Source organism: Mycolicibacterium wolinskyi (assembly GCF_002101965.1).
GTDB classification, from domain to species: domain Bacteria; phylum Actinomycetota; class Actinomycetes; order Mycobacteriales; family Mycobacteriaceae; genus Mycobacterium; species Mycobacterium wolinskyi.
Map to the genome: position 1 here is coordinate 124,277 of NZ_LQQA01000034.1, position 24,988 is coordinate 149,264.

At 65.2% G+C, this 24,988-nt stretch carries 25 protein-coding genes; 15 read left to right on the forward strand and 10 right to left on the reverse strand.

Annotated features, from left to right (window positions below; all coding sequences use genetic code 11):
* Window positions 1–7: 7 nt before the first annotated feature.
* The 4 genes from AWC31_RS34665 to AWC31_RS34680 all read left to right on the forward strand — a co-directional run bounded on the left by AWC31_RS34665 (window position 8) and on the right by AWC31_RS34680 (window position 6,791).
* A complete protein-coding gene (locus AWC31_RS34665; protein ID WP_085150155.1) occupies window positions 8–847 on the forward strand; it encodes an SDR family NAD(P)-dependent oxidoreductase in 840 nt (279 codons plus the stop codon).
* Window positions 847–1,614, forward strand: coding sequence for a fructosamine kinase family protein (locus AWC31_RS34670; protein ID WP_085150157.1), 768 nt, complete (start codon window positions 847–849; stop codon window positions 1,612–1,614). The genes AWC31_RS34665 and AWC31_RS34670 overlap by 1 nt, the downstream gene beginning before the upstream one ends.
* A gap of 272 nt (window positions 1,615–1,886) precedes the next feature.
* Window positions 1,887–4,124: an AAA family ATPase gene (locus tag AWC31_RS34675; RefSeq protein WP_133060243.1), complete on the forward strand. Its 2,238-nt coding sequence runs from the start codon at window positions 1,887–1,889 to the stop codon at window positions 4,122–4,124.
* A 537-nt stretch (window positions 4,125–4,661) separates the two neighbouring features.
* Window positions 4,662–6,791 carry a PE-PPE domain-containing protein gene (locus AWC31_RS34680; protein ID WP_165766106.1) on the forward strand — a complete coding sequence of 710 codons (2,130 nt, stop codon included), beginning with the start codon at window positions 4,662–4,664 and terminating at the stop codon, window positions 6,789–6,791.
* Window positions 6,792–6,816: 25 nt separating this feature from the next.
* Here the strand turns inward: AWC31_RS34680 and AWC31_RS34685 are convergent, their stop codons facing one another.
* Window positions 6,817–8,913: an acyltransferase family protein gene (locus tag AWC31_RS34685; RefSeq protein WP_085150163.1), complete on the reverse strand. Its 2,097-nt coding sequence runs from the start codon at window positions 8,911–8,913 to the stop codon at window positions 6,817–6,819.
* Window positions 8,914–9,027: 114 nt separating this feature from the next.
* On the opposite strand from AWC31_RS34685, the gene AWC31_RS34690 reads away from it, so the two are divergent.
* The 3 genes from AWC31_RS34690 to AWC31_RS34700 all read left to right on the forward strand — a co-directional run bounded on the left by AWC31_RS34690 (window position 9,028) and on the right by AWC31_RS34700 (window position 10,452).
* On the forward strand, window positions 9,028–9,411 hold the full coding sequence (locus tag AWC31_RS34690) for a guanyl-specific ribonuclease (protein WP_067848754.1): 384 nt from the start codon (window positions 9,028–9,030) through the stop codon (window positions 9,409–9,411).
* Entirely contained in the window at window positions 9,408–9,686 is a 279-nt protein-coding gene (locus AWC31_RS34695) for a barstar family protein (protein WP_067848751.1), read from the forward strand. Before AWC31_RS34690 ends, AWC31_RS34695 begins: the two co-directional genes overlap by 4 nt.
* Before the next feature lie 238 nt (window positions 9,687–9,924).
* Window positions 9,925–10,452, forward strand: coding sequence for a LuxR family transcriptional regulator (locus tag AWC31_RS34700; RefSeq protein ID WP_234817104.1), 528 nt, complete (start codon window positions 9,925–9,927; stop codon window positions 10,450–10,452).
* A 12-nt stretch (window positions 10,453–10,464) separates the two neighbouring features.
* Here the strand turns inward: AWC31_RS34700 and AWC31_RS34705 are convergent, their stop codons facing one another.
* The 7 genes from AWC31_RS34705 to AWC31_RS34730 form a co-directional block, all read right to left on the reverse strand.
* Window positions 10,465–11,544, reverse strand: coding sequence for a phosphodiester glycosidase family protein (locus AWC31_RS34705; RefSeq protein WP_207626492.1), 1,080 nt, complete (start codon window positions 11,542–11,544; stop codon window positions 10,465–10,467).
* Window positions 11,545–11,648: 104 nt separating this feature from the next.
* Window positions 11,649–14,015 carry an ATP-binding cassette domain-containing protein gene (locus tag AWC31_RS34710; RefSeq protein ID WP_110775415.1) on the reverse strand — a complete coding sequence of 789 codons (2,367 nt, stop codon included), beginning with the start codon at window positions 14,013–14,015 and terminating at the stop codon, window positions 11,649–11,651.
* Window positions 14,016–14,426, reverse strand: coding sequence for a VOC family protein (locus AWC31_RS37025; protein ID WP_110775422.1), 411 nt, complete (start codon window positions 14,424–14,426; stop codon window positions 14,016–14,018). It abuts the gene before it with no gap.
* Between the two features lie 5 nt (window positions 14,427–14,431).
* Window positions 14,432–14,875 (reverse strand): helix-turn-helix transcriptional regulator, encoded by a 444-nt coding sequence (locus AWC31_RS34715; RefSeq protein ID WP_110775416.1) that lies wholly within the window; start codon window positions 14,873–14,875, stop codon window positions 14,432–14,434.
* A gap of 7 nt (window positions 14,876–14,882) precedes the next feature.
* A complete protein-coding gene (locus tag AWC31_RS34720; protein WP_133060244.1) occupies window positions 14,883–15,503 on the reverse strand; it encodes a DUF6461 domain-containing protein in 621 nt (206 codons plus the stop codon).
* 19 nt (window positions 15,504–15,522) lie between these two features.
* Window positions 15,523–16,788, reverse strand: coding sequence for a PQQ-dependent sugar dehydrogenase (locus tag AWC31_RS34725; protein WP_085150170.1), 1,266 nt, complete (start codon window positions 16,786–16,788; stop codon window positions 15,523–15,525).
* Window positions 16,766–17,479: a pirin family protein gene (locus tag AWC31_RS34730; RefSeq protein ID WP_085150172.1), complete on the reverse strand. Its 714-nt coding sequence runs from the start codon at window positions 17,477–17,479 to the stop codon at window positions 16,766–16,768. Before AWC31_RS34730 ends, AWC31_RS34725 begins: the two co-directional genes overlap by 23 nt.
* Window positions 17,480–17,541: 62 nt before the next feature.
* On the opposite strand from AWC31_RS34730, the gene AWC31_RS34735 reads away from it, so the two are divergent.
* Both AWC31_RS34735 and AWC31_RS34740 read left to right on the forward strand, forming a co-directional pair.
* Window positions 17,542–18,318: an SDR family NAD(P)-dependent oxidoreductase gene (locus AWC31_RS34735; RefSeq protein ID WP_085150174.1), complete on the forward strand. Its 777-nt coding sequence runs from the start codon at window positions 17,542–17,544 to the stop codon at window positions 18,316–18,318.
* Window positions 18,319–18,354: 36 nt separating this feature from the next.
* Entirely contained in the window at window positions 18,355–18,768 is a 414-nt protein-coding gene (locus tag AWC31_RS34740) for a YkvA family protein (protein ID WP_085150176.1), read from the forward strand.
* A gap of 3 nt (window positions 18,769–18,771) precedes the next feature.
* Here the strand turns inward: AWC31_RS34740 and AWC31_RS34745 are convergent, their stop codons facing one another.
* A complete protein-coding gene (locus tag AWC31_RS34745; protein WP_085150178.1) occupies window positions 18,772–19,896 on the reverse strand; it encodes an NDMA-dependent alcohol dehydrogenase in 1,125 nt (374 codons plus the stop codon).
* Between the two features lie 174 nt (window positions 19,897–20,070).
* Between AWC31_RS34745 and AWC31_RS34750 the strand changes: the two genes are divergently transcribed.
* The 3 genes from AWC31_RS34750 (at window position 20,071) to AWC31_RS34760 (ending at window position 21,770) form a co-directional block, all read left to right on the forward strand.
* The gene (locus tag AWC31_RS34750; protein WP_085150306.1) at window positions 20,071–20,562 is read left to right on the forward strand and encodes a VOC family protein; all 492 of its coding nucleotides are present in this window, start codon (window positions 20,071–20,073) and stop codon (window positions 20,560–20,562) included.
* A 181-nt stretch (window positions 20,563–20,743) separates the two neighbouring features.
* Window positions 20,744–21,235, forward strand: coding sequence for a hypothetical protein (locus tag AWC31_RS34755; protein ID WP_133060245.1), 492 nt, complete (start codon window positions 20,744–20,746; stop codon window positions 21,233–21,235).
* On the forward strand, window positions 21,228–21,770 hold the full coding sequence (locus tag AWC31_RS34760) for a hypothetical protein (protein WP_085150182.1): 543 nt from the start codon (window positions 21,228–21,230) through the stop codon (window positions 21,768–21,770). Before AWC31_RS34755 ends, AWC31_RS34760 begins: the two co-directional genes overlap by 8 nt.
* 11 nt (window positions 21,771–21,781) lie before the next feature.
* On the opposite strand, the gene AWC31_RS34765 is transcribed toward AWC31_RS34760, so the two are convergent.
* Window positions 21,782–22,798 carry a sigma-70 family RNA polymerase sigma factor gene (locus tag AWC31_RS34765; RefSeq protein WP_085150184.1) on the reverse strand — a complete coding sequence of 339 codons (1,017 nt, stop codon included), beginning with the start codon at window positions 22,796–22,798 and terminating at the stop codon, window positions 21,782–21,784.
* A gap of 13 nt (window positions 22,799–22,811) precedes the next feature.
* On the opposite strand from AWC31_RS34765, the gene AWC31_RS34770 reads away from it, so the two are divergent.
* Genes AWC31_RS34770 through AWC31_RS34780 form a run of 3 tightly spaced genes read left to right on the forward strand, consistent with a single transcriptional unit; the run spans window position 22,812 to window position 24,976 of the window.
* Window positions 22,812–23,138 (forward strand): hypothetical protein, encoded by a 327-nt coding sequence (locus tag AWC31_RS34770; protein ID WP_067848689.1) that lies wholly within the window; start codon window positions 22,812–22,814, stop codon window positions 23,136–23,138.
* Window positions 23,139–23,162: 24 nt separating this feature from the next.
* Entirely contained in the window at window positions 23,163–24,002 is an 840-nt protein-coding gene (locus AWC31_RS34775) for an alpha/beta hydrolase (RefSeq protein ID WP_067848687.1), read from the forward strand.
* Window positions 23,999–24,976 (forward strand): alpha/beta fold hydrolase, encoded by a 978-nt coding sequence (locus tag AWC31_RS34780; protein ID WP_067848681.1) that lies wholly within the window; start codon window positions 23,999–24,001, stop codon window positions 24,974–24,976. Before AWC31_RS34775 ends, AWC31_RS34780 begins: the two co-directional genes overlap by 4 nt.
* Window positions 24,977–24,988: the final 12 nt, after the last annotated feature.

Genomic DNA, 24,988 nt, shown 5'->3' on the forward strand with positions numbered 1-24,988 from the left:
CGCGGCTATGCCTACAGTTCTCGTCACCGGCGCGGCGCGTGGCATCGGCAGAGCCATCGTCGAACATCTGGCTGCGTCCGGATGGACCGTGGTCGCCGGCGTCCGTACCGAGGCCGATGCCGCGGCGGTGGCATCGGTGAACCCGGACCGCATCTCGACCGTCATCCTCGACGTCACCGATGCCGGCCACATCGCGGCACTGCCCGATGTGTTACCGCAGCGGTTGGATGCCGTCGTCAACAATGCCGGAATCGTGGTGGCCGGTGCGGTGGAGGCGCTCACCGCCGAGGACTGGCGTAAACAACTGGACGTCAACGTGATCGGTCAGTTCGCGGTCACCCGCGCGGTTTTGCCGAAGCTTCGGGAATCGCGTGGCCGGGTGGTGTTCATCTCCAGCGTGAACGGACAGCTGTCGTTGCCCATGCTCGGCGCATACTCGGCGTCGAAGTTCGCCTTGGAGGCGGGCGCGGATGCGCTGCGGGTCGAGTTGCGGCCGTGGGGTGTTCCCGTTGTGGTGGTCGAGCCGGCGCAGACCGACACGGACATGTGGCGGACCGCCGATGACATGGTGATCCAGACGGAAGCGGCGATGTCGACCGAGCATCGTGTCCTGTACGCCCAACACGTGGCGGGGATGAAGAAGTTCATCCCGATGGCGCGGAAGATGGCGGTGCCCACCTCCAAGGTGGTCGCCGTTGTGGAGGAGGCGTTGACAGCGCGTCGCCCGCGCACCCGCTACATCGTCGGCTTGGGCAACAAGCTCCAGGTCGCGTTCGTGACGAATATCCCTGCAGCGCTTCGTGATCGCATGCTCGCCCAGATCGCCGGCGTGCCGCGCCGGCGATAGTGGACGAGTTCGTCAAGCGCAATCCGGCTGCGCCGCCGGGGTTCTTCGCTGCCGAGGCGGCAGGCCTGCGCTGGCTCGCTGTCGATGGTGGAGCCGAGTGCGTACGCGTGTTGGCCCACGACGCCACTTCGTTGAGGTTGCAGCGCCTGAAATCCGTTGCGCCGTCGGCTGAGGCCGCCCGCGACTTCGGCCGGCGACTCGCCGTCACCCATGACGCGGGTGCGCCAACGTTTGGCGTTGGCCCCGACGGATACGACGGTCAAGGTTTCTTCGGGCCGATGGCGCATCCGTTGCCGATGTCATTGGCCGGGCGCGATTCCTGGGGTGAGTTCTACGCCGAGGAACGGTTGCGGCCGATGGCCCGGCTGGCCGCGCCGTCGATGAGCGATGCGACGCGCAAGGCCGTCGACGCGGTGATCGAACTCTGCAGCACTGGGAGATTCGACGACGATGACGCGCCATGCCGCCTGCACGGTGACCTGTGGAGCGGCAACGTGATGTGGACGCCGAGCGGTGTCGTGTTGATCGACCCGGCCGCGCACGCCGGACATCGTGAGACAGACCTGGCGATGCTGGACCTGTTCGGTTGTCCGCATATCGGCGAGATACTTGCGGGCTATCAATCGATCCGGCGATTACGCGACGGTTGGCGAGACCGTATCGGTCTGCATCAGCTGTACCCGCTGCTCGCACACGTGGTGTTGTTCGGCGGGGGTTATGCGCGCGAGGTGGACGCCATCGCCGGCCGGCTGGTCAAAGATTTCTAGCAACGCTTCTACGTAGCAACTGACGCGCGCGTAGATATGGACCATCGCTGAAATGGCGGAGAACGCAAGGTTGATACGCATCATCCAGCTCATACGCGCTGAATGATACGAAGGCGTTCGTTTGCTCAAGGGTCAATTGCCGCGGCATGAAAATTTCCTCAGCAACCATAGTGATCGCCATCACGACGGTGTACGGTGCCTGAGAACAACCTGAGAAATCGGTCGAAAGGACAGCTCGTATGGGCGTCAAACACCGTATGTGTCGGCAACGTGTGAAGAAGATCGCGACTATCGGCGCAGCGACCGCAACGGTGACCGCCCTGACTGCCGGAATAGCCCCGCTGCCCGAAGCGAACGCGGCCGCGGTCAAGCGAGATGTCGACCTGCAGGCCGGCGTGCACGTCTTCCCGCCGCCGGACCAGATCGACGATCTCACCAACGGGCTTGGCCCCCAGGTGTACGACCTGTCCCAGGCGATCGGCGACGAGCTGATGACGGCGTTGGTCAACAACGTCGATCTCGCGGCGGCCGCCGAGGCTCTGGGCATCGACTTGGAGACCTTGGCGGCCGGAGTCCTCAACCAGGCGCTGGCCCGCGTACTGACCGGTGCGCTCGGGGACGTGCCGGTGGATCTTGACCCGGTGTTCGATGCGCTAGCTCTCGGTGGTCTGCTCACCGAGCTGAACGACGCTCTCGCGGCAGTTGGCCTGCCCGGACTCGACACCACCACGACACTGACCGAGTTGCTCAAGCCTCTCGGCCTCGACCTCAGTGACCCGTTGAACCTCGCCGAGGTCCCAGACACCGCAGGCATCAACGTCATCACGGCAGGGCCGATCTTCACTCTTCTCAAGTTGTTCGGCGTCGACCTCGGCTGGGTGCCGTCGTTCCCCAACTCGGTGGCCGACGAGATCAACGGCACGGAGTACCTCTCGGTCACGTCGGCCGAGGTGGACCAGCTACTGAATTCGTTGGTGCCGACCGGCGGGTTGAACCACATTCTGGTGAAGGAAATCCTCAAGAAGATCGAAGACGAGCTGAACCACTTCCCGAGCGTGGTCGACCTGCGTGTACCGATCGTCGTCGGCATGGGACTGGGTGCCTTCGCCGCAGGGGCGGCGTATCAGCAAGTCGTCGACGATCTCCCGAATCAGCCTGGCGGAGAGAACTATTCGGGCACCGATCCGCTCCTCGGTAGCTTCACCCTGCTGCCGATGGTCCTCATCGACAACCCCGGGCGTGCCAACGGCGGCATCCTGGCCCGGATGTATCCGCTGTTCCGGTTGGTCGGGATCGACACCGTCACGCCGGACACCCAAGTCCAGAGCAGCACCGACGGGGACGGATTGCTGAACGACATCCAGATCTTCGGCCTGACTCTTGGCGGGGCCAACCTCATCCCGATCAAGATCGATGCGACGGCGGAGTATCTGCCGCTCTCGGACTTCGCGGCCTGGCCCAACCCGTTCACCATGGCCAATAACGTTGCGGCGGGACTGCTCCCGACGTACATCCTCAGGGGCCAGACCCTTGACGGCATCCTCACCGACGTCGTGCTGGACCAGATTGCCCAGCAGCTCGGCGAGGACGTCACCGATTACCTGGCCAATCCCGGAGACGATCCCACCAAGGGACCGAAACTCAACATCTACATCACCATCCCGGCGCGCAGCCTGCCGCTGCTCGAACCGACCTATCTGGCGTTCGATGTCATCAACCTGCTGACCGGTGCGAATCTCAACAATCCAATCGGAACGGCGTTGAGCCCCTTGCTCACAAGCCTGGTGAATCTCGGCTACACCGACGTGTACTACAACGAGGCGACCGGCGAATACGACCGCACGCTCGACGAAGCCGACGTGCCGACCGCCTTCGGCACACTGCCCGATCTTGATTGGGGCCAGGTGCCGGGTCACCTCGTGAATGCGCTCGCGATCGGCGTTCAGAAGGCCATCGCCGACGGGCTCGTCAACCGTGATGGCCCGGTACCCAACGTGATCGCCACAGTCCTCGGACTTCTCGGCCTCGACGACGCGCTGCCCAACGCCGGCAACGGATTTGACGTCTCCGGCCTGCCACAGGCGTTGGAGAATCTCACCAACGGAGCGCTCGACACTGCCGACGCACCCGAGGTCACGACGACCAACTTTGAGCCACCGGGCATTACGGATACCGGGATCGGTGCGCCGGACAAGAAGGCGCTGAATCTGGATGCCACGGTAGATGCAGACGATGCCGAGGCCACCGCCCCGAAGAGCCTGAGCAATGCCGCTGACGACGCCCGTGAGCAACTCCAGACGACGGTCAAGGACGCGAGTGACCGGGCCAAGGCATCCGCCGAAAAGGCTCGCGAGCGTACGCAGAAAGCTGTGCAGGACGCGCAGGACCGCATCAACAAAGTCGCCGAGAACGGCCGCAAGCAGATCAAGGCCGTGACCGAAGGTGTCGAGAAGGCCGTCAAGAACGCGACCGACAAGCAACGGGACAAGACGGAGAAGGATGCCGCCTAGCGACGAGGCCGCCCGAAGGCTGCACCGCGGATTTGCCGTATGGAATCCGTAGGTCGTGAGAGGCCTTCGCTGTCATTACTTTCCGGTAATGACGCCACAGCGTGTCGTTAACTCCCATATGCGGCAACAGCTCTCCGGAATCACGCTGCAATCACCGGAGCATTTGCTAGAAGTGCACGGCCATGCCATTTGTCAATGGCAACGTTGGATAAGCGAAACCCCAAGCGATGGCTGGTTTCGGACATTTGCGACAAGTTTTCGGCATGCCCGCGAGTCGAGCGAATTCGGCACGGCGCGAACGATATGTAGCAATGAATCCGTAGCTGCGTCGCGGCATGTATTTGCCCACTGAAATACCGCAGTTTGACACCGGCGAAAATTTACGGCAAACGATGTAGGCGGTAGTAGCGTCCCGATCGCCACCTGAGAGAAACCTGAGAGCGGGGCGATGAAATGCGTAAACTACGAGCGATCCACGAACCTTCGCGGACCCGCCGACGTCGCCTGGATCGAGCGAAGGCAAAGAAGCTGGGTCTCATGGGTGGGATCGCCGCCAGTGCGCTCGCGGTGGGACTCACCCCCGCGTTCGCAAATGCCGCAAACAGTGAGACGTACTTCATCGGGTTTCCGGATTGGTTGCCGGTGGGCGGATCGACGTTGCCATCGGATCCGCGGGCGATCAACAACGCCATCGTCGGGGCGAAAGACGACAACCCCCTGATCGCCTGGGGCATCGGCGAAGTCGATCTCCAACCCGTCTGGGTGACATGGATCGACGGGGTGCCGTCCTACACGCTCCCGGTCGTGGGGCAGACCGGTTCCCACACCGAACCGAACCCCGCCTACCAACCGGCCTATGACGCCGCTTACGACGTCGCGTACAACTTGCCGTCGTTCCTCGGCGGTTGTCGCGGCCTGTCCAACCGCGCACAGTGCGCCACCAACAAGGCGCTCGCTGCCGTCGCCAACATTCCGCAGACCATCACGGTGCCCGACTTCGGGATCGTCGAACCGGGCTTCTGGACCACGCAGACCGCGGGGCAGTGGGTGTCGCCCAGTGACCTCGGCACCTTGCCGACGGCGGGCCAACTCGCCTACCTCGCCTACGCTCTCGAACACGGTGACGCAGGCGCACTCGCCCCGATCCTCAACTGGACCGCCTACCTGACCAACGTCAATCTGATCGCATACGGCGACGGCGCCATCGCGGCAGGGACGGCCTACCGAGCATTTATCGACAGCGTTCAGGGCGCCACACACGAGGGTTATGACCCTTACGAGGTCGGCGCGCCGCTGACCGGGCCGCGCCAGATCGCCATCGTCGGACCGAACGGTCAGGTCACCCTCGTCACGGTCACCACCCAGAACCTTCCGACCCCGTTGCCCACGCCGCAGTACCCGCAGCCCGGCCAACCTCCCGAGTACGAGGTGACGCAGCCCGGCGGCGTCATCGACATCACGGTGCTGTCGCTTGTGCTGGTGCGGAATCCGGGCCGGGCCAACGGCGGACTGTATGCGCGATTCGCGCCGATCTACGAAGAACTCACGGGCGTCGATCCGGTGAGTCCCGAACGTCAGGATGTGTTGCCGGTAGGTGTGGACCCGGATCTGATCCGCGATCTGCTGACCGGCGGCGACATCAGCATCGACCAACTCGGCAATCTGCAGACGGTGATCGAGAATGCCGATGGGGAGCCGATCGTCATAACCCTCAAGGCCGACATCGGCTGGCAATATGACCTGTTGTCCGACGCTCCCGCGACAGCGAACCCGATCGCATGGGCGAACTCGGTGGCATCCGCGGTGTTCCTGACGAACCTTCTCACCGGCGTCGACTTCGAGAACCTCGGTGCGGGCGGCTACGTGGGCGAAGATGGCACTGTCTACTACACCCTTCCGGTCGATGAATTGCCGCTCTTGACGCCCATGCGGTTACCCGCGCAATTGATCGGCCTGGCGACGGGCAACACCGACATCAACACACCGTTGGCCGACGCACTCGAACCGGCGCTGGACATGCTCGTCAAGATCGCTTACCCGGACGTGGTGCGCAATCCGGATGGTACGTACACCCGCACGCTCGACGAGTTCGGCGAGCCAACGCTGTTCGGCACCCGCACGCTCACCCGCGAGCAGAGGGCCCTGCTGCCGGGCGATCTCATCGCCGCGCTGGGTGCTGGCTTCGGAGATGAACTGAGCGACAGCCTGATCCGGGTGAAGAACGACGTTGTCGAGACGTTTGACATCGAACTCACCGAAGAGCAGGACGACGCTGTGGAGCAGGTCTTGACGGCGCCGGGCACCACGATAAGAAACGTAAGCCGTGACGTCGGTGACGGGGTGTCCCAGGTGTTGACGGCCGTCGAATCGCAACTTCCGGATGAACCGGAGGTCACGCAGGAACATCTGGGCAACGTGCAGCGCAGTGTCGGCAAGTTCTTGGCGGAGGTGCGTGACGGTGCTCCCGAGCGGCCCGGCAGCACAACAACTTCCGACACCGAATCGAAGCGCAAGGCGCCCGTGCGTGACGCGGTCAAGAAGGCCGGCGACAATCTCAAGAAAGCTGTCGACAAGGTCGGCGCGGACGTCAAGAAAAAGCTCGGCGTGAACAAGAAGGACAAGAACGAGAGTCAGGACTCGGCTAGCGAGAGCGATGGCCCGGAGTAGTCCGCGCCAAGACCGTCACCACGCTCTAGTTGCGTGCGAGCGCACCCTGCACGAGCTGGTCGATGATCGGCGTCATCAGTTGCGCGTACTCGGCCGTGATGTGGTTGTCGTCAAAGAACACCAGCGTGTTGCCGACGATCACCGGGCAGCGGGTGTCCGTACAGAAGAACTCGCTCAGATTCGCATACTGGCCGCCGCCTGCCCGCACGGCCGCCTCCTCGGCGGCAATGCCATTGTCGGTCATGGCCTTCGCGCGATCCGGCGTACAGAAGGCGGCGTCGTCCATGTGGGCGGACAGGCACGTCGGCACCGTCGAGTGCGGGTCCGGGACCGGGCCGAGCACCAGAACCCGGGCGCCCGTTCCGCGCAGCTGTGACACCAGCGCCGTCAACCCGTCCAGCCAGGCTCGGTCGTAACTCACGAAGCCGAAGTCGGCCCCGTAGCGGCGCACCATGTCCAGCACGACCAGTGCGGGACGCTCCTTCTGGATTCGGGCGAGTACCGCAGCCCGCCACTGCTTGCACTCGGTGAACTCCCGGCCGAGGTAGGGACTGAAGATCGGCAACTTCATCAATGGGCACGTGACCTTGGCCATGGTCTCCAGCCGCCAACCGTTCTGCTGCGCAACCGGTTCCAGCGCCGGCTGCCACATCGCGGCGTGCGAATCTCCGATCAGCGCAACCGTCGTCGTCGAATCGGCATCGCCGGACACACATTCCGGCTGTGCGACGTCTTTCCACGACACCACGCACCCGTCGACGAATGGCTCAGGTTTCGTGATGTTGTCAAGCGGTGGCGACAGATTCGAGGGAACGGCCCGCAGATCCGCTGATGCCGCGACCGCGGCACGCAACTGCTCCTGCGGCGTAAGCACCCGCTGTTGAGGCGACGCCGGCGCCGCGACCGCGGCCACGGGCACCGCGGCCGGACCCGAACCGGTCGGCACCGGACGAATCGCCAACAACACCAGGCCGGCACACACCGCCGCCGCCGTCGCGGTGGCTCCCACCGCCAGGCTGCGCCAGGCCGACGCCCGCAGCGCGGCCGCGAACCGGGCCGGGTTCTCGATCAGATGCAGCGTCAGGATCGCCAGCCCGAGGGCCATCACCACCATCGCCAAGCGGCCGGCCACGCCGAGCTCGGTGCGAAACAGCGCCGGGGCCAACAACAAGGCGGGCCAATGCCATAGGTACCACGAATACGACACGCGGCCGATCGAGCGCATCAGGGGTTTTGCCAGCAGTCGGCCCACGCCGAGGTCGGGCGTCGCGCACCCGGCGCCGATCACCAGTGCGGTACCGAGGACCGGCAACAGCGCCGCGGTGCCCGGGTACGGCGTCGACTCGCCGATCTGGGTGCATGTCACGACGATCAACGCCAAGCCGCCCCAGCCGATGACGGCGGCGCAGACCGGTGGCAGCGTGCGCCAGTTTGCGGCGGTCAACGCGATCAGACCACCCACGGCCAGCTCCCACGCCCGGGTAGGCAGGGAGAAGAACGCCCACGCCGGCATGGTGCGCGTCCACGTCAGCGACAGGACCAACGAGGCGCCCGCGACGACTGCCAGCACCCCGACGTAGGGCAGTGCGGACCCCGCGTCGCGGCCGCGGCGGGTCAACAGCCAGGCGATACCGAGAATCAACGCCGGCCACAGCAGGTAGAACTGCTCTTCCACCCCGAGCGACCAGTAGTGCTGCAGCGGTGATGGCGGGGTGTCCGCTGCGAGGTAGTCGGTGCCCTCGGCGGCGAATCGGTAGTTGCCGACGTAGAGCGCGCTGGCGATGGTGTCGCCCAAGACACTGCGTGCCTGCAACGGCGGCAGCAGCACGGCTGCCGCGACCGATGTCGCGACGAGGACGACAGCCGCAGCCGGTAGCAGGCGTCGGGCGCGCGCGGCATAGAACTTCGTCAGTTTTATCGTTCCGGTGCGCGACGCTTCGCGCCACAGCAGTCCGGTGATGAGAAAGCCCGATACGACGAAGAACACGTCGACGCCGATGAAGCCGCCGTGCAGCCCCGGCACCCCCGCATGGAAAAGTACGACGGCCACCACGGCCACCGCCCGCAGACCTTCGATGTCGGGCCGAAACTGTTTGCGAGACAGGTACTCCCGTCCACTCACGGTGCTGTCGCGGCGGGAGGTGACGTCCGAGGATGTGGTAACTCTATTCACTCAAGTACCGATGGTCCCACGGGACTCTGTGGATCCCGGGCATTTGTTGCTAGCGTCGTGGCGATGCGGCGAAGGATCGGCACCGGCCTGGCAGCGGTGCTGTGCGCGGTCGTCGTCGGCTGTGAGTCCGGGACGGACACCGCCGCGGCAGACGGGACCTGCAGCCTCGACACCTTGCCACCGCAGGCCGCCGAAACGGTCGAGCTCATCGAAGCCGGTGGCCCATTCCCGTACCCACGCAACGACGGCGTGGTGTTCGGCAACTTCGAAGGCCGGTTGCCCGCGCATGAGCGGGGCTACTACCGCGAGTACACCGTTCCGACGCCCGGGCTGAGCCACCGTGGCAAGCGCCGGATCGTCACCGGGGGCAAGCCGTTGGACGATCCGGCGGAGTACTACTACACCGGGGATCATTACGAGTCGTTCTGCCTGATCGGAGGCATGTGAAGACGTATCGGATCGACGGGGCGAAGGTCGCATCGAAGGCGGATTTCTTCACCGAGATCGGCCGGGCGGTCAACGGTGACGGCGGCTACTTCGGCTCCAACCTGGATGCGCTCGCGGACTGCCTGCGCGGTGGCTTCGGGACTCCCGACGATGGCGGGTTCAGATTCGTCATGACCTCCTACAAACAGGTCAAGACCGCCCTCGGAGACGACACGTGGAGCACGTTGTTGTACATCTTCACCGCCGAGGGTGTCGACCTGTGGCTTGAAGCCTGAGTGAATGCCAAGCGTTATTAGCAAATTCCGGCCCAGGGTGTCACGTGGGCATTCAAGCCGATAACGGCAGGGTGTCCGTGAGTTAGCAACCTGCCTGTGTCGCAACGGGGTTGACAGTTCAGCCCAAAGGTGTGACGGCGGCCGCGGGCCATCTCCGAAGCGGTTACGCTGGCGTTCTGCAATGTGTTAGCTGAACTCGTGGACCGACGAAAATGACTGAAGCGACCTGGGTGTGACCGTGAAGCTGCCAACCGGAGCGGTGACGTTGATGGCGGGTGCCGAGGGTTCGGCCCGGCTGTGGCAAACGCAGCCGGACGACATGGCGGCCGCGCTCCCGTGGTTGCGTACGACCGCGGTCCACCTCATCGCGCTGAACGACGGCATCCTTCGCTCAGGCCTCGACAATACCGAGGGTTTCGTCGCGACCTTCGGCTGCGCGTCGGACGCGCTGTCCTGCGCCCTGGCCCTGCAATTGGCACCGACAGACCCGTTTTCGTTGTGCATCGGCGTGCACAGTGTCGCGGATGGAGCCGCGAAGCTGTGCGATGTCGCCCACGGTGGCCAGACCCTGATATCGGGCACCACGGTGTCATCGGGGTTCGGCGGTCTACCGGCCGGTGCGACGTTGACGCACCTTGGCAGTCATCGCCTGGACGATCCGCAATGGCAGGAGCGGCTCTTCGAGCTGCGTCACCCCGGTCTCCCCAAGCGCATCCAGCTCTTGGACGTACCCCAGGCCGTGCTCGCCCACGACCTCCTGAACTGATGCCGGGCGGCGTCAGGTGAAGGCGAGCCAGCTGGGCAACGCGCGCTCACCGGAATCGCACAACACCTGACGCGTGTCGCAATTACCGCGTGGCGAGCCCGCGCCGCTCCACATGCCGCCGGTGTCGCGGCGTAGCACGATCGCCGACGAGCCGCCGCCGTCGAGCAACACCGCGTTGTCGGCGCCCAGTCCGCGGAACAGATCCTGCATGTTGTCGGGTGTGTAACTGCCGCCCTGGAAGACGTAGAGCTGATCGTTGCCCCGGTTGTAGCCGACTGCGGTGCGGGCAGCGCTCGGGCCGTTGTCGTTGAGTTGACCGGTTTCACCCGGCGCCAACAAACCGATCCCGGCCACTGCGACGAACCTGGCACCGCGATCGAGGAGCCGCTGAATCTCCGGCGAGGCCGCGTCATAGTCGTTGTCGCCCTTGGGCATTATCACGTACGGTGCGCCGCCCACCGGAAGGATCATGGTGGCCAGCGCCGACCAGTGTTCATTACCTCCGGACAGGCCCTGCTTGCCCGCGTAGGCCAGCGTGCCGGTCACCGCGACGTTGGCACGGCCCTGGCCACGGGTGTTGTCGACATAAGCGCCCAGCGGCGAACTGCATTTCGTGTCGCGCCACGACCCGCCCCGTTGGCCGCGCACATCGAAGAAGTTGGCATTGACCGCCATGATCGGTTGCCCCAGAACCTGCCAAGCGGCAAGGGGCGCATAGGTTTCCGACGCTTGCCAGAGGCCCTCACCGGTGCGCGCACCAGGGGTGCGCTCACAGCGCGACTGATAACCCTGGTGAGTGTCGACCAGCAGTCGCGGATTCAGCCGGGTCGAAGCGTTCTTGATGGTCATCAGATGACCGCCGCCGTTGAGGGTGTACGCGCGGCCGTCGGCGGTCAGAAAGGGTGCGGCGAACTGACCGCCGAAGTTGTAGACGAGGTAGGAACCCTTGGTGTTGGCGATCGCACCCAGCAGCAGGGCTTTGGCATCCTCCGCCTTGGCTGCCGGCGGTCCGCTCGTACCGACGGCGGCACACAACGAGAAGATAGCGGTACCCGCTATCACACGTCGCAGCAGCTTTGCCAGCCCAGGCACGGATTACACAATAACCACACAGGTAACTCTGTCAACATACGTAACAGAGCAGTCACGGTTGCGCATCGGGGTGGTCCCGACTTTGCCGACCGTGCGAAACGCAGTTAGCTGCCGACGTATTCAGCCAGATGTTCACCGGTGAGTGTCGCGCGTTTGTCGACGAGCTGAGCAGGGGTGCCCTCGAACACGACCCGCCCACCGTCGTGCCCGGCGCCCGGCCCGAGATCGATGATCCAGTCGGCGTGCGCCATCACCGCTTGATGATGCTCGATGACGATGACCGATTTTCCGGAGTCCACGAGCCGGTCCAGTAGTGCGAGTAGCTGGTCGACATCGGCGAGATGCAATCCCGTGGTGGGCTCGTCGAGGATGTAGATTTCCCCCTTGTCTGCCATCTGCGCCGCCAGTTTGAGGCGTTGCCGTTCGCCGCCCGACAGCGTGGTGAGCGGCTGGCCGAGAGTCAGGTAGCCGAGCCCGACGTCGGCCATGCGTTCCAGAATCTTCTGCGCGGCAGGTACTTTCGCATCCCCGTCGGCGAAGAATCCCGTCGCTTCGTGAACCGGCATGGCGAGCACTTCGGCGATGTTGCGGCCGCCGAGCGTGTACTCCAGCACCGACGGCTGGAATCGTTTGCCTTCGCACTCCTCGCACGTGGATTCCACCGTGGCCATGACACCCAGTTCGGTGTAGATGATCCCGGCGCCGTTGCAGGCCGGGCAGGCGCCTTCCGAATTCGAGCTGAAGAGAGCGGGTTTGACGCCGTTGGCCTTCGCGAACGCCTTGCGGATCGGGTCGAGCAGCCCGGTGTAGGTGGCCGGATTGCTGCGCCGGGAACCGCGGATCGGGCTCTGGTCGATCGACACCACGCCGTCGCGTCCGGCCACCGAGCCGTCGATCAACGAGCTCTTGCCGGAACCTGCCACGCCCGTGATGACGACCAGCACGCCGAGCGGGATGTCGACGTCGACGTTTCGCAGGTTGTGCGTGCCCGCGCCGCGAACCTCCAACGCGCCGTTGCTTTCCCGCACCGAATCCTTGAGTGTCGCCCGGTAGCCCAGATGGCGGCCGGTGACCGTGTCGCTCTCCCGCAGACCGGCCACGGTGCCTTCGAACACGACCTCACCGCCTGCCGTGCCCGCGCCCGGTCCGAGGTCGACGACGTGATCGGCGATGGCGATGGTCTCGGGCTTGTGCTCGACGACCAGGACCGTATTGCCCTTGTCGCGCAGTTGCAGCAGCAGGTTGTTCATCCGCGCGATGTCATGGGGATGCAGACCGATCGTCGGCTCGTCGAAGACGTAGGTGACATCGGTGAGCGCGGACCCGAGATGACGGATCATCTTGACGCGCTGCGCTTCACCGCCGGACAGCGTGCCGGCCGGCCGGTCGAGAGACAGGTAACCGAGCCCGATTTCGACGAACGAGTCGAGGGTGTGCTGCAGGGCGGTCAGCAGCGGCGCGACGGACTTCGCCTCGGCCTTCTTGTCGAGGCTTCCGATCCACTGCGCGAGGTCGGTGATCTGCATGGCGCATGCATCGGCGATGTTGACGCCCTTGATCTTCGACGATCTCGCGGTCTCCGACAGCCGAGTGCCGTCGCATTCCGGGCACGTCGTGAACGTGACGGCACGCTCCACGAAGGCGCGAATATGCGGCTGCATGGCCTCGACGTCCTTGGACAGGAACGACTTCTGGATCTGCGGGATCAACCCCAGATAGGTCAGGTTGACGCCGTCGATCTTGAGTTTCGTCGCCTCCTTGTACAGAAGCGCGTCCAGTTCCTTCTTCGTGAACTTGTTGATCGGTTTGTCCGGATCGAAGAACCCGCAGCCGTTGAAGATCCGGCCGTACCAGCCCTCCATGCTGAAACCCGGGATGGTCAACGCACCCTCGTTGAGCGACTTCGTGTCGTCGTACAGCGCGGTCAGGTCGATGTCGTTGACCGCGCCGCGGCCTTCACACCGCGGGCACATCCCGCCGACGACGTTGAACTCGCGGCGCTCCTTGACCGTGCGTCCGCCCTTCTCGAACGAAACGGCGCCGGCTCCGCTGACCGATGCGACGTTGAACGAGAATGCCTGCGGCGAACCGATATGAGGTTTCCCCAAGCGGCTGAACAGGATTCGCAACATCGCGCCGGTGTCGGTCGCGGTGCCGACGGTCGACCGCGGGTCGGCGCCCATGCGCTGCTGGTCCACGATGATCGCCGTCGTCAGCCCCTCCAGCACGTCCACCTCGGGACGCGCCAGGTTCGGCATGAAGCCCTGCACGAACGCGCTGTAGGTCTCGTTGATGAGCCGTTGGGATTCCGCGGCGATCGTGTCGAACACCAGTGAGCTCTTACCGGAGCCGGACACCCCGGTGAACACCGTCAGCCGACGCTTCGGCAGCTCGATGCTGACGTCTTTGAGGTTGTTCTCGCGGGCTCCGGTGACCCGGATCAGATCGTGACTGTCGGCGGCATGCGTCATTCAGGGCAGCTCCTGGATTCGGACGGTGTTGCCCGCGGGGTCGCGAAACGCGCAGTCGCGGGCGCCCCACGGCTGGTCGGTCGGCTCCTGCATCACTTCGGCGCCGCTGGCCTGAACTTTCTCGAACAGGCCGTCGACATCGCTGGTCGCGAGCATGATGCTCGCGTAGGTTCCCTTGGCCATCATCTCGGCGATCACGCGGCGCTCGTCGTCGGTGATGCCGGGGTCGGCGGCGGGTGGAGTCAGGACGATGTTCATGTCGGGGCGGCCCGCGGGTCCGACGGTGATCCAGCGCGTGTCCTCGTAGCCGACGTCCTTGCGGACCTCGAAGCCGAGGGCATCGCGATAGAACGCCAGGGACTCCTCAGGGTCGGTGTGGGGCAGGAAGCTTGCGTTGATCGTGATTTCCATGCCGGTCACGCTAGCGGCGAGCCGGAGACCGAGGCTTCTCGATTCCTGATCGGTCTGGTGACCTGTTTGGCGAGGCAGGACGGGATGCCTGCGGTCACATCGGTGGCGTCGCGGCGGTACACGCTCGGCGGCACGCCGACGAGTTCGGTGAAGCGCGTGCTGAACGTGCCCAACGACGAACAGCCGACCGCGAAGCACACCTCGGTGACCGACATGTCGCCGCGCCGCAGCAGGGCCATCGCCCGCTCGATACGGCGGGTCATCAAATAGGAATACGGCGATTCGCCATAGGCGGCCTTGAACTGGCGCGACAGGTGTCCGGCTGACATGTTCACCCCGCGCGCGAGCGCTTCGAGATTCAACGGCTGCGCGTACTCCCGGTCGATCCGGTCGCGTACCCGGCGCAGCAGCTTCAGATCACGCAGCTGTTGGTCGGCCACATCGGCGATCGTACGTCTACTCGGTTATGGCCACGGTCGCGACGACGAAGCGGCTGTTCTCGAACAGCGTGGGTGTACAGGCGACGCCGGTGATCCGCTGCGCGAGCGCGAAGCCTGCCGCGCTGAGGTCGACGTCGGCGATGTGAGCCGGATCGGCATCCAGCGGTATCCCGACGCCACGGATGTCGTCGAGCAGCGCGTCGGGCTCGGCTCCGAACCGCTCGGTCGGAAACAGCAGATCGAAATCGACCAGCAACCGGCCATCGCGCCACCAGTGAAACCGGTGCACAGCGTTGACATTGCGGAAGTGCGAGACGACGGTTCTGTTACCGGACACGGGCTCGATCACGCTCTCCGTGACGCCGGCGTAGCCGTTGATCTCGGCGATCAAGGACCATCCGCCATCGATACCGGCGATGCCGACCATGGCCCGCGACGGGTCATAGTCGTCGGGCCAACCCTCGACAACATGCGCGTAGAGGGCGTCGATGCCAGGCACTTCGGTCAGCCGATCAGCGGCCAGTGCGCCGACTAGGTGATCCGGCGTGATGTCACTGACCAGCGTCACACAGTGCGCTTCCGCCCACGCCGGACGCCAGGAGCTCCACCACGAGTAGTCGTCGACCGTAGCAGACACAGTTCGTCATTCCTCCTCATCACGGCGGTGCGAGCCGATACACCGCGCCGGCGAAGTCGTCGCTGATGTACACCGCGCCGTCCGGGCCGGTGACTGCCGCGACCGGGCGGCCCCAACGCAGGCCGTTGTCGGCTTGGAAGCCGCCGACCAATGTCTGCTGTGGGCCCAATGTGCCGTCGCGCCAAGCGAAGAACGACACCTCGGGCTCGCGCGGTGACTCACGGTTCCACGAGCCGTGCACCCCGACGAGCGCGCCGCGGCCGAACGGCTCCGGTAGCTCGCCGAAAGCCATACCCAGCGGAGCCGAGTGGGCACCGAGGGTCTGCTCGACCGGTTCCAGTGCGGCACAGTCCATGCGGCTGCCGTCGGGGTTGGTCTGCACGTCGCGGATGAAGGCGGCGGGCGGTGCGCCGTCGGGATTGCAGTACGGCCAGCCCAATTCGCGTCCCAGGGTCAGTCTCGCGATCGATTCCGGCGGATGTTCGTCGACGTAAGACTGCACGACGCGGCCCTCCGGGTCGGCGACGTTGTCCCGGTTGTTGACCGCGGTCCACAGCGAGCCGTCCGGGGCGAACGCCAGGCCGGTTCCGTTACGCACGCCCGTGGCGAACGGCTCCGGCGGCCCGCCGCCCGGCGGCACCCGCATGATCGTCGCGCGCGGCGGATCGGCCGTGCGATCCTCGGCGGAGATGTTGCCCGTCGAGCCGATCGAGAAGTACACCGCGCCATCGCTTCCCACCACCACGCTCTTGAGGGCGTGGGCATACGCGCCGTGTAAGTCGGGGCTCTTGGCGTCGGGGAGATCGCCCGCGATGGTGCGGCGGTTCACGGCCCTGCCGTCGACATAGTCGTACGCGTCGATCTGATCGCTCTCGGCGACGTACAGCGTCGAGCCCGCGAACAGCAGCCCGTGCGGTTGGTCGAGCCCCTCCAGCACTGTCTGCTGTTCGGGGCGCACTTTCAGGACCTGCCCGGTGCTCGGGACGGATACCAGCAGCGCGCCGTCGGGTGCCCACGTCAGCATCCTCGCCTTCGGGATGCGGGCGATGACCTCGATCGTCCAGCCGGTGGGGATCAGCGCCTGGCGCGGTTCGTCGAGCGGTGCCTCGGCCAGTTCGGCGGGTACCCGCACGGTGGCCGGAGCCAAGCCCGTCGGGGGCTGTGCCGCCGTCGTCGTCGTGGTCGGCGGTGCCGGCGGGGGTGGATTGCCGGTGTTCGTACCGCACGCGGTCAGCGCAACCGCGGCAGCCACGGCAAATGCTCTACGCCCCAGCGAGACTCGCATGCATCTCCCAGACCAAGATCTCGGCGTTGTCGTCGGCGACGATCCGTTGGCCGCCCGAGTCGGTGAGCCGGGCGGCATCGCCACCCGAGAGCGCACCGGAGCCCTCGAGAGTCACGTCGCCGCGGGCGACGAAGAGGTGCACGAAGCGGGCGTGCGGCAGTTCCACGGAGTCGCCCGGCTGCAGGCGTGCGCCGTGCAGCGTGGCGTTGCGGTTGTGCAGTGTCACGGCCGCGTCGACGGCGCCCGACGCGATCGGAGTCAGGGTATTACCGAGGTCGATCTCCTGCTGCTGGTAGCCCGGCGTCACCCCGGCCTGATCGGGCAGCACCCACATCTGCACGAAATGCACCGGCTCGCTTGACGACCCGTTCTTCTCCGAATGCTGCACCCCGGTGCCCGCCGACATCCGCTGCGCCAGGCCGGGATAGATCACCCCCGAGTTGCCCATCGAATCTTTGTGCGCCAGTTCGCCGTCCAGCACCCACGTGACGATCTCCATGTCACGGTGCGGGTGGGTGTCGAAGCCCGCGGCGGGCGAGACGATGTCGTCGTTGTTGACCAGGAGCAGGCCGTGATGGGTGTTGGCCGGATCGTAGTAGTCGCCGAACGAGAAGGAATGCCGTGACTGTAGCCAGTCTGTGGTGGTGACACCGCGGTCGTCGGCGCGTCGGATATCGACGGTCGGGGTCATGCCGCCCAGCCTACCGACGGGGTGGGCTGACCAACCGGTCGATTGACGCCTAATCTGTCGTCGTGGATATCAATGGAGCTAGCGCAATCGTCACCGGTGGCGCGTCAGGTATCGGCGCGGCATCCGCCCGCCAGTTGGCTGCCAAGGGAGCCCGCGTCGTCGTGGCTGACCTGCAGGCGGAAAAGGGCGAGGCCCTCGCCAAGGAGATCGGCGGCGCGTTCGTCAGCGTCGACGTCACCGACACCGCCCAGATCGAGGCCGCGGTCAATAAGGCCACCGAACTCGGTCCGCTGCGTGCCCTGGTGAACTCGGCAGGCATCGGCTGGGCCCAGCGCACCATCGGCAAGGACGGCGAATTCGCGTCGGCGCACAACCTGGACGCCTACAAGAAGGTGCTCGCGATCAACCTGGTCGGCACCTTCGACTGCATCCGGCTGGCGGCGACCGCGATGAGCCGCAACGAGCTCACCGACACCGGCGAGCGGGGCGCGATCGTCAACATGACCAGCGTAGCGGCCTTCGACGGCCAGATCGGTCAGGCCGCCTACTCGTCGTCCAAGGGCGGCGTCGTCGGCCTGACGCTCCCCGTTGCCCGCGATCTGTCGGCGGTCGGCATCCGGGTCAACACCGTGGCCCCCGGACTCATCGACACCCCGATCTACGGCGAGGGCGAGGCGTCCGAAGCGTTCAAGGCCAAGCTCGGCGAGTCCGTGCTCTTCCCGCACCGCCTCGGCAAGCCCGAGGAACTCGCGTCGATGGTCATCGAGCTGATCACCAACTCGTACATGAATGCCGAGGTCGTCCGCGTCGACGGCGGCATTCGGATGCCACCCAAGTAATTCGTGCACCCGCCGGGTATCGGCCATGATCGTCACATGGCCGATGCCTGGTGGGTCGACGCGCTGATCGGCTTGGCCGTCGCCCTGCTGCTGAGCTGGGTGGTTCTGGTCATTGCCCTACTCCTCATGCGCCCACGCGGCAATCTGCTCACCGAAGCGGTGCGGCTACTGCCCGACCTGCTGCGCCTCATCCCGCGCCTCGCGGCCGACAAGTCGCTACCTCGCGGCGTGCGGATCCGGCTGGCGCTGTTGGTTGTCTATCTGGCGGTGCCGATCGACCTGATCCCCGATTTCATCCCCGTCCTCGGGTACGCCGACGACGCCATCATCGTCACCTGGGTGCTGCGCAGCGTCGTGCGCCACGCCGGGGTCGACGCGGTCCGAGCGCACTGGCCGGGCACCGACGACGGATTCGATGCCATGGCCCGGCTGACGGGTCTGTCGCGCTGAGACTTACCAGTCCGACTCGTCGAAGCGGATCACACCGCGAATGTTGTTGCCGTCCAACATGTCCTGGTAGCCCTGGTTGATGTCCTCGAGCTTGTAGGTCCGGGTGATCATGTCGTCGATGTTGAGCAGGCCCGACTTGTAGAGCGCGACCAGGCGCGGAGTCTCGACGTGGCTGCTGCCGCCGCCGAAGATGTTGCCCTTCAACGTCTTCTGCAACATCGTGAACAGGAACAGGTTGAGCTTGACGTCGGCGTCCATCATCGACCCCATGCCCGTCACCACGCAGGTGCCGGTCTTGGCGGTCAGGATCAGGGCCTCTTCGATGTACTCGCCCTTCATCTCACCGACCGCGATGATCACCTTGTCGCCCATCAAGCCGTAGGTGACGTCGATGATCGGCGCGATGGCCTCGGCCATCGACGGGTAGACGTGCGTCGCGCCGAACTTGAGGGCCTGCTCGCGCTTCCATTCGTTCGGGTCGATCGCAATGACGTGCTTGGCGCCCGAGATGACCGCGCCCTGCAGCGCGCTCATGCCGATGCCGCCGACGCCGACGATGATGACCGTCTCGCCGGGCTTCACATCGGCGACGTTGGTGGCCGAACCGAATCCGGTCGGCACCGCACAGCCCATGATCGCCGCGGTCTCAAACGGCACATCCTTGTCGATCTTGACGACCGAGTCCTTGTGCACGGTCATGTACGGCGCGAACGTGCCGAGCAGGTTCATCGGCGAGACTTCATGGCTGCCGGCGTGGATGCGGCTCCTGCCGTCGGCGATCGCCTTGCCGCCGAGCAGGACCGCGCCCCGGTCACACAGCGAACGGAAGCCCTTCAGACACGGCGGACACACGCCGCATGCCGGGATGAACGCGAGGATGACGTGGTCGCCCTCCTCGATGCCCGTGACGTTCTTGCCGACCTTCGTGACCACGCCCGCACCTTCATGGCCGCCCAGTGCGGGCAAGCCGATGGGCGTGGCGCCTGTGGTGATGTGGTAGTCGGAGTGGCACATGCCCGCGGCATGCATCCGGATCTGCACCTCGTCGGCGACGGGGTCACCGAGATCGATCTCGTCGACCTTGAACGGCGAATTGAGTTCCCACAGCAGGGCGCCCTTGGTCTTCATGGATTGCGATAATAGAACACGTTGCAAAATTGTCTAGGGCCGGTCATCTACCTGCGAGTTTGTTTGCTTGCTGTTCTTCTGTCGAGTGGGCTGTGATGATAAGTGGAAGTTGGTTCGCGTGGCATCACTGGGCACTCGGCGATGAATAATGCGACCGCGCTCGGTCTATCCACCATGACCGAAATCAACGCCAGCATCGTCCCCAATCTGTGGTTCGACCGTGAGGCCGAACAAGCCGCCGAGCACTACATCGCCGCCTTCGGTGGAAACGGCCGGATCACCAACACGATCGCCGCACAACCCAATTCGCCGTCCCCGCAGGATGTGCCGTTGGTCGTCGAGTTCGAACTCGCCGGGCAGCGGTTCGTCGGTATCAACGGTGGCCCGCAGTTCAAATTCACCGAGGCGGTTTCGCTGGAGGTGCGGGTGACCGGACAGGATGAGCTCGACCGGCTCTGGGCCGCCCTCGTCGAGGGTGGGCAGGAACAACCGTGCGGCTGGCTCAAGGACAAGTTCGGGTTGTCGTGGCAGATCACTCCGACCGAGTACTACGACTTGCTCGGCAAGGGTGACGCCGCGGGCGAGGAGCGGTTGATGGCCGCAGTGATGTCCACCATGGGCAAGTTCGACATCGCCAAACTGCAGGCTGCGTACAACAACGGCTGACGGTCGCCGAGCAAACCCCGATTTGGATGTTTGGTCCTGTGTGATAGACACTACGGCCATGTTGGGCAAATCTCTGACGCCGTCGCGGGGCGGGGCGGGCTAGGTGGCCGAGTCAGGTGGCGACTGGGCGCCGTATCAGCAACTCCAGGAAGCGGCCGCGGTCTACCTGCGGGACCCCCAGATGGCGATGGAAGCCCTGCGTGGCGTCGTTGACCTCGACGCCATACAGGGTTTCACGATGGACCGGTTCACCAAGCAGCGCGACGGCCGAGAGGTGCTCTATCAGGAGATCGCGATCACCGACGGCCGCCGCCTGATCCTGTGGATGGGTGATGACCTGTTTGCTGACGACGATGGCGACGGCTTTGACGACGATGATGACGACGAGCCGGCAGCGACGTTGTTCGAGTCCGCGATCCGCGTCATCCCGTTGTCTTGGATCTACGACGTGTCGCTCGATGCGAACTATCGCGTCGATGGCCAGCGCAGAGCCCTGCACAGTGTGGAACTCAGGATTTACGTGGGAAGCACCGACTACACCAAGGCAAGGACACCGGAGAAAACGGAGTTCCATTCTGAGGACTTTGTGTTCAGCAAATCGCACAGTGATGGCGGCGTCGCCCAGGCGCAGCGGCTCATGCAGTTCGGAAAGTTGATGGCCACACATGTCTGACGAATTCGACTGGGCAAGCTACTCGCGCCTTCGCGACGCGGTGATGATCGGAACGCGTGACGCCGATGTCGCGCTCGCCAGGCTGGAGTCGTTCGTCGACCTCGACGCGGTCACGTCGTTCGTCCTCAGCGACAACCGCATGGAATATGACTGGGGCACGTCACTCTGGCAAGAGGTGGCAGTGACCGATGGGCAACGCCTGATCATGTGGCACGGCTGTGACGCGCACTGTCCCGGTACCGAGGATCTTCCGCCGCACCTGACATTCGAATCGTCGGTACGGACTGTGCACCTGTCAGAACTGCGCGATCAGACCGTCTATGCGGAGTACATCGTCGAAGATGACGGGACCCGGGCACTGAGCCACGTGGATGTGAACATGCAGATCTCGCGGCTCAAGAAGACGATTCAGACCACCGTGACAGAAAGCGAACCCCGGTACTCGTACCTGACGTTCAACAAGTCACGTCACGAACACGGCCTCGCTCAGATGGAGCGGCTGATGGAATTCGGTGCTGCGCTCGCCCGCGGCTAGCCCACTGCCCGTCAGAGCGCGGCAGGCAACCCGAACTTCTCGAACAGCGACTGCTCCATGAACGCCACCACGTGGGAGATGCCGTCGGGCGTGATGTCGAGGACGTGGATCTGGAAGGCCTCGTGCGTGCCGGTCTCCCGGTTGAGCATGTAGAGCGCCGCCGCGGGCTGCCCGTTGGCCGTCGTCCGGATGAACCGCATGTCGCCGGCCTTCTCGGCCGGGCACTTGTGGCGGGTCAGATCGCCGATGGCCTGCGGGCCGCGGTACCACGTGTCGAACGGCGGCATCTCCCAGATCGCCTCCGCGGTGAACAACTCGACCAGCCTGTCGACGTCGTAGGCCTCGAACGCCGAGATGTAGCGGCTCAGCAGATCCTGCGCCTCGGCCGAGTCCGGTGGCTCGATCTTGTCGTCCTCGGTGGGGCCGACCGCGTCGAGTTGGGCCCGCGCCCGCTGTAAGAGGCTGTTGACCGCGGCCGTCGACGCACCGATCGCGTCGCCGACCTCGGCGGCCTTCCACTGCAGCACCTCGCGCATCACCAGAACCGCGCGTTGCCGCGGTGACAGGTGCTGCAATGCGGCCACGAACGCGAGCCGCACCGATTCGCGCGACCCGACGATGTTGGAGGGATCGGTCGAGTCGTCGGGGAGGGGCTCCAGCCAAGGCACCTCGTGGTGCTCGGCGATCTCGTCGGCGCCCGCCGAACTCGGCGTGCCAAGGCCGGACGGCAAGGGCCGGCGTTGACGGCCCTCGAGCGAGGTCAGGCAGGTGTTGGTGGCGATGCGGTACAGCCACGTGCGCACCGAGGACTTGCCCTGAAAGCCCTTGTACGACTTCCATGCGCGCAGGTACGTCTCCTGCACCAGATCCTCGGCGTCGTGCAGCGAACCGGTCATCCGATAGCAGTGGGCAAGCAGCTCACGCCGGTAGCGCTGGGCGTCGGCCAGGAAGGCATCGGCCGGACTGTCGTCGTCGAGGCGGTGTGCGAGGACGGTCACATTCGTGAGCTTACGCAGCACCACCGACAACTACGATCGATAAATGTCCGAGCGATCGGTGAGCGGCTGGAACATCGCGGGTTTCGTGCTGTTTGTGCTGCTCCTGCCCGTTGCGTACATCGAGTTCATGATCGCTGCGCTCGCGTTCGGGATGTCCACCGACGCGTGCCATGACGAGGCGTGCGACGCGAGCTACCACGAAGAAGCCGCCATCCTCACCGTGGTCATCGGCATCGTCGTCGTACTGCTGACCACCGGCGGAGCGATGGTCTACGGCGCGATGCGCGACAAGAACGTCTTCGGAACCCCGTTCTTCGGGCTGTTCGGTCTCTTCGTCGTCTTCCTCATCGGTCGGGCGGTGCTGCACTGACCCGCCGCCACTACGCTCGCCAGGGTGACCAGCACGCGCAGTGAACAGACCTTCGACGGTGTCGGTGGGGTACGCATCGTCTACGACGTCTGGACCCCCGACGTCGAACCGCGCGGGGTGGTCGTGCTGTCCCACGGCTACGCCGAGCACGCGGGCCGTTACCACCACGTCGCCCAGCGCTTCGGCGCGGCGGGCCTGATCGTCTACGCACTCGACCATCGCGGGCACGGGCGGTCCGGCGGTAAGCGCGTGTACCTGCGGGACATGTCCGAGTTCGTCGGCGACTTCCGCACGCTGGTCGGCATCGCCGCCGCCGAACATCCCGCCCTCAAGCGCTTCGTGCTCGGCCACAGCATGGGCGGCGGCATCGTGTTCGCCTACGGCGTCGAATACCCCGACGAGTACGCCGCGATGGTGCTGTCCGGGCCCGCCGTCCATGCGCAGGACGGTCTGTCGCCGGTGCTCGTGGTCGCCGCCAAGGTGCTGGGCAAGATCGCGCCGGGGTTGCCGGTCGAGAAACTCGACGCCGACGCGGTGTCGCGCGACCCGGAAGTGGTGGCCGCCTACAAGGCCGACCCGCTGGTCTACCAAGGCCGACTCCCCGCCGGTATCGCGCGGGCACTGATCGGCGTCGGGCAGACCATGCCGCAGCGCGCGTCGGCACTGGGCGTGCCGCTGTTGGTCGTGCACGGCGAGAAGGACCGGCTGATCCCGGTCGCGGGTAGCCGGCTGCTCGTCGAATGTGTCGCCGTCGAGGACGTGCATCTCAAGGTGTACCCCGGCTTGTTCCACGAGGTCTTCAACGAGCCCGAGAAGGCCGTTGTCCTCGATGACGTCACCTCCTGGATCGAGACGCACCTGTGAAAAAGATTGCGGTAGCACTGTTTTCAGTGCTCGTTCTCGCTGCCTGTGGATCGCAGGAGGCCGAGAAGCCCGCCGGCTGGTCCGACAACGACGTCAGCTTCGATGCCGACGGTCTCACGATCCACGGCACCTACCGGCACGAGGGCAAGCAAGGTCCCGCCGCGCTGCTGATCTCCGAGAGCGGGCCGACCGACCGCAACGGCGACAACAAGGTCGTCGGACCCATCGGCAACATGCGCCAACTCGCTGAAACCTTGTCGGACAAAGGTGTTGCGAGCCTGCGCTACGACAAGGTCGGCACCGGCAAGACCGGGCTTGGCCCCTACGAGCAGAAGCCCACCGACGTCACGAGCGCGGTCTACACCACGGGCGCGGCCGCGGCCCTGCGCTATCTGGCCGATCAACCCGACACCGACGACGGCAGGCTGTCGGTCTACGCGGTGGGGGAGGGCGCCATCCACGCCATGACCCTGGCCGGTGCGGGTGACCCGAAAGTCCATTCCCTCGGCCTTTTTCAACCACTGCCCGGCCGCTATCTGGACATCATCACCAACCGCGTGCGCACCGACGGCAACCCGGAGGCGTTGACGACGTGGCTGGCAGCCGTCGAGCAGATCCGCACGAAAGGCACGCTGCCGCCCAATCTTCCCCAGGGTTTGAGCGCCATCGTCAATCCGGGCAACCTCAGCGCGGTCGTGGAAGCCGACAAGATCGACCCGCTGGAGCTCGCCGCGAAGCTCCCCGACGGGATGCCGGTGCTGCTGACCTGTTCCGATGTCGACAAGCAGGCGACCTGTGAAGCCGAACGTCCGCTCATCGACGCGCTCGGCCACACCGCGCTGACCGTCGTCGAACTCAAAGGCGTCAACCACATCTTGCGTGATGACCCCACCGACAGCATCGCCAACTACAGCAAGCCCGCGCCGCTCTCACCCCAGGTCGTCGATGCGCTGGCAGGTTTCGTGTCGAAGTGATGTCAGTGGTTT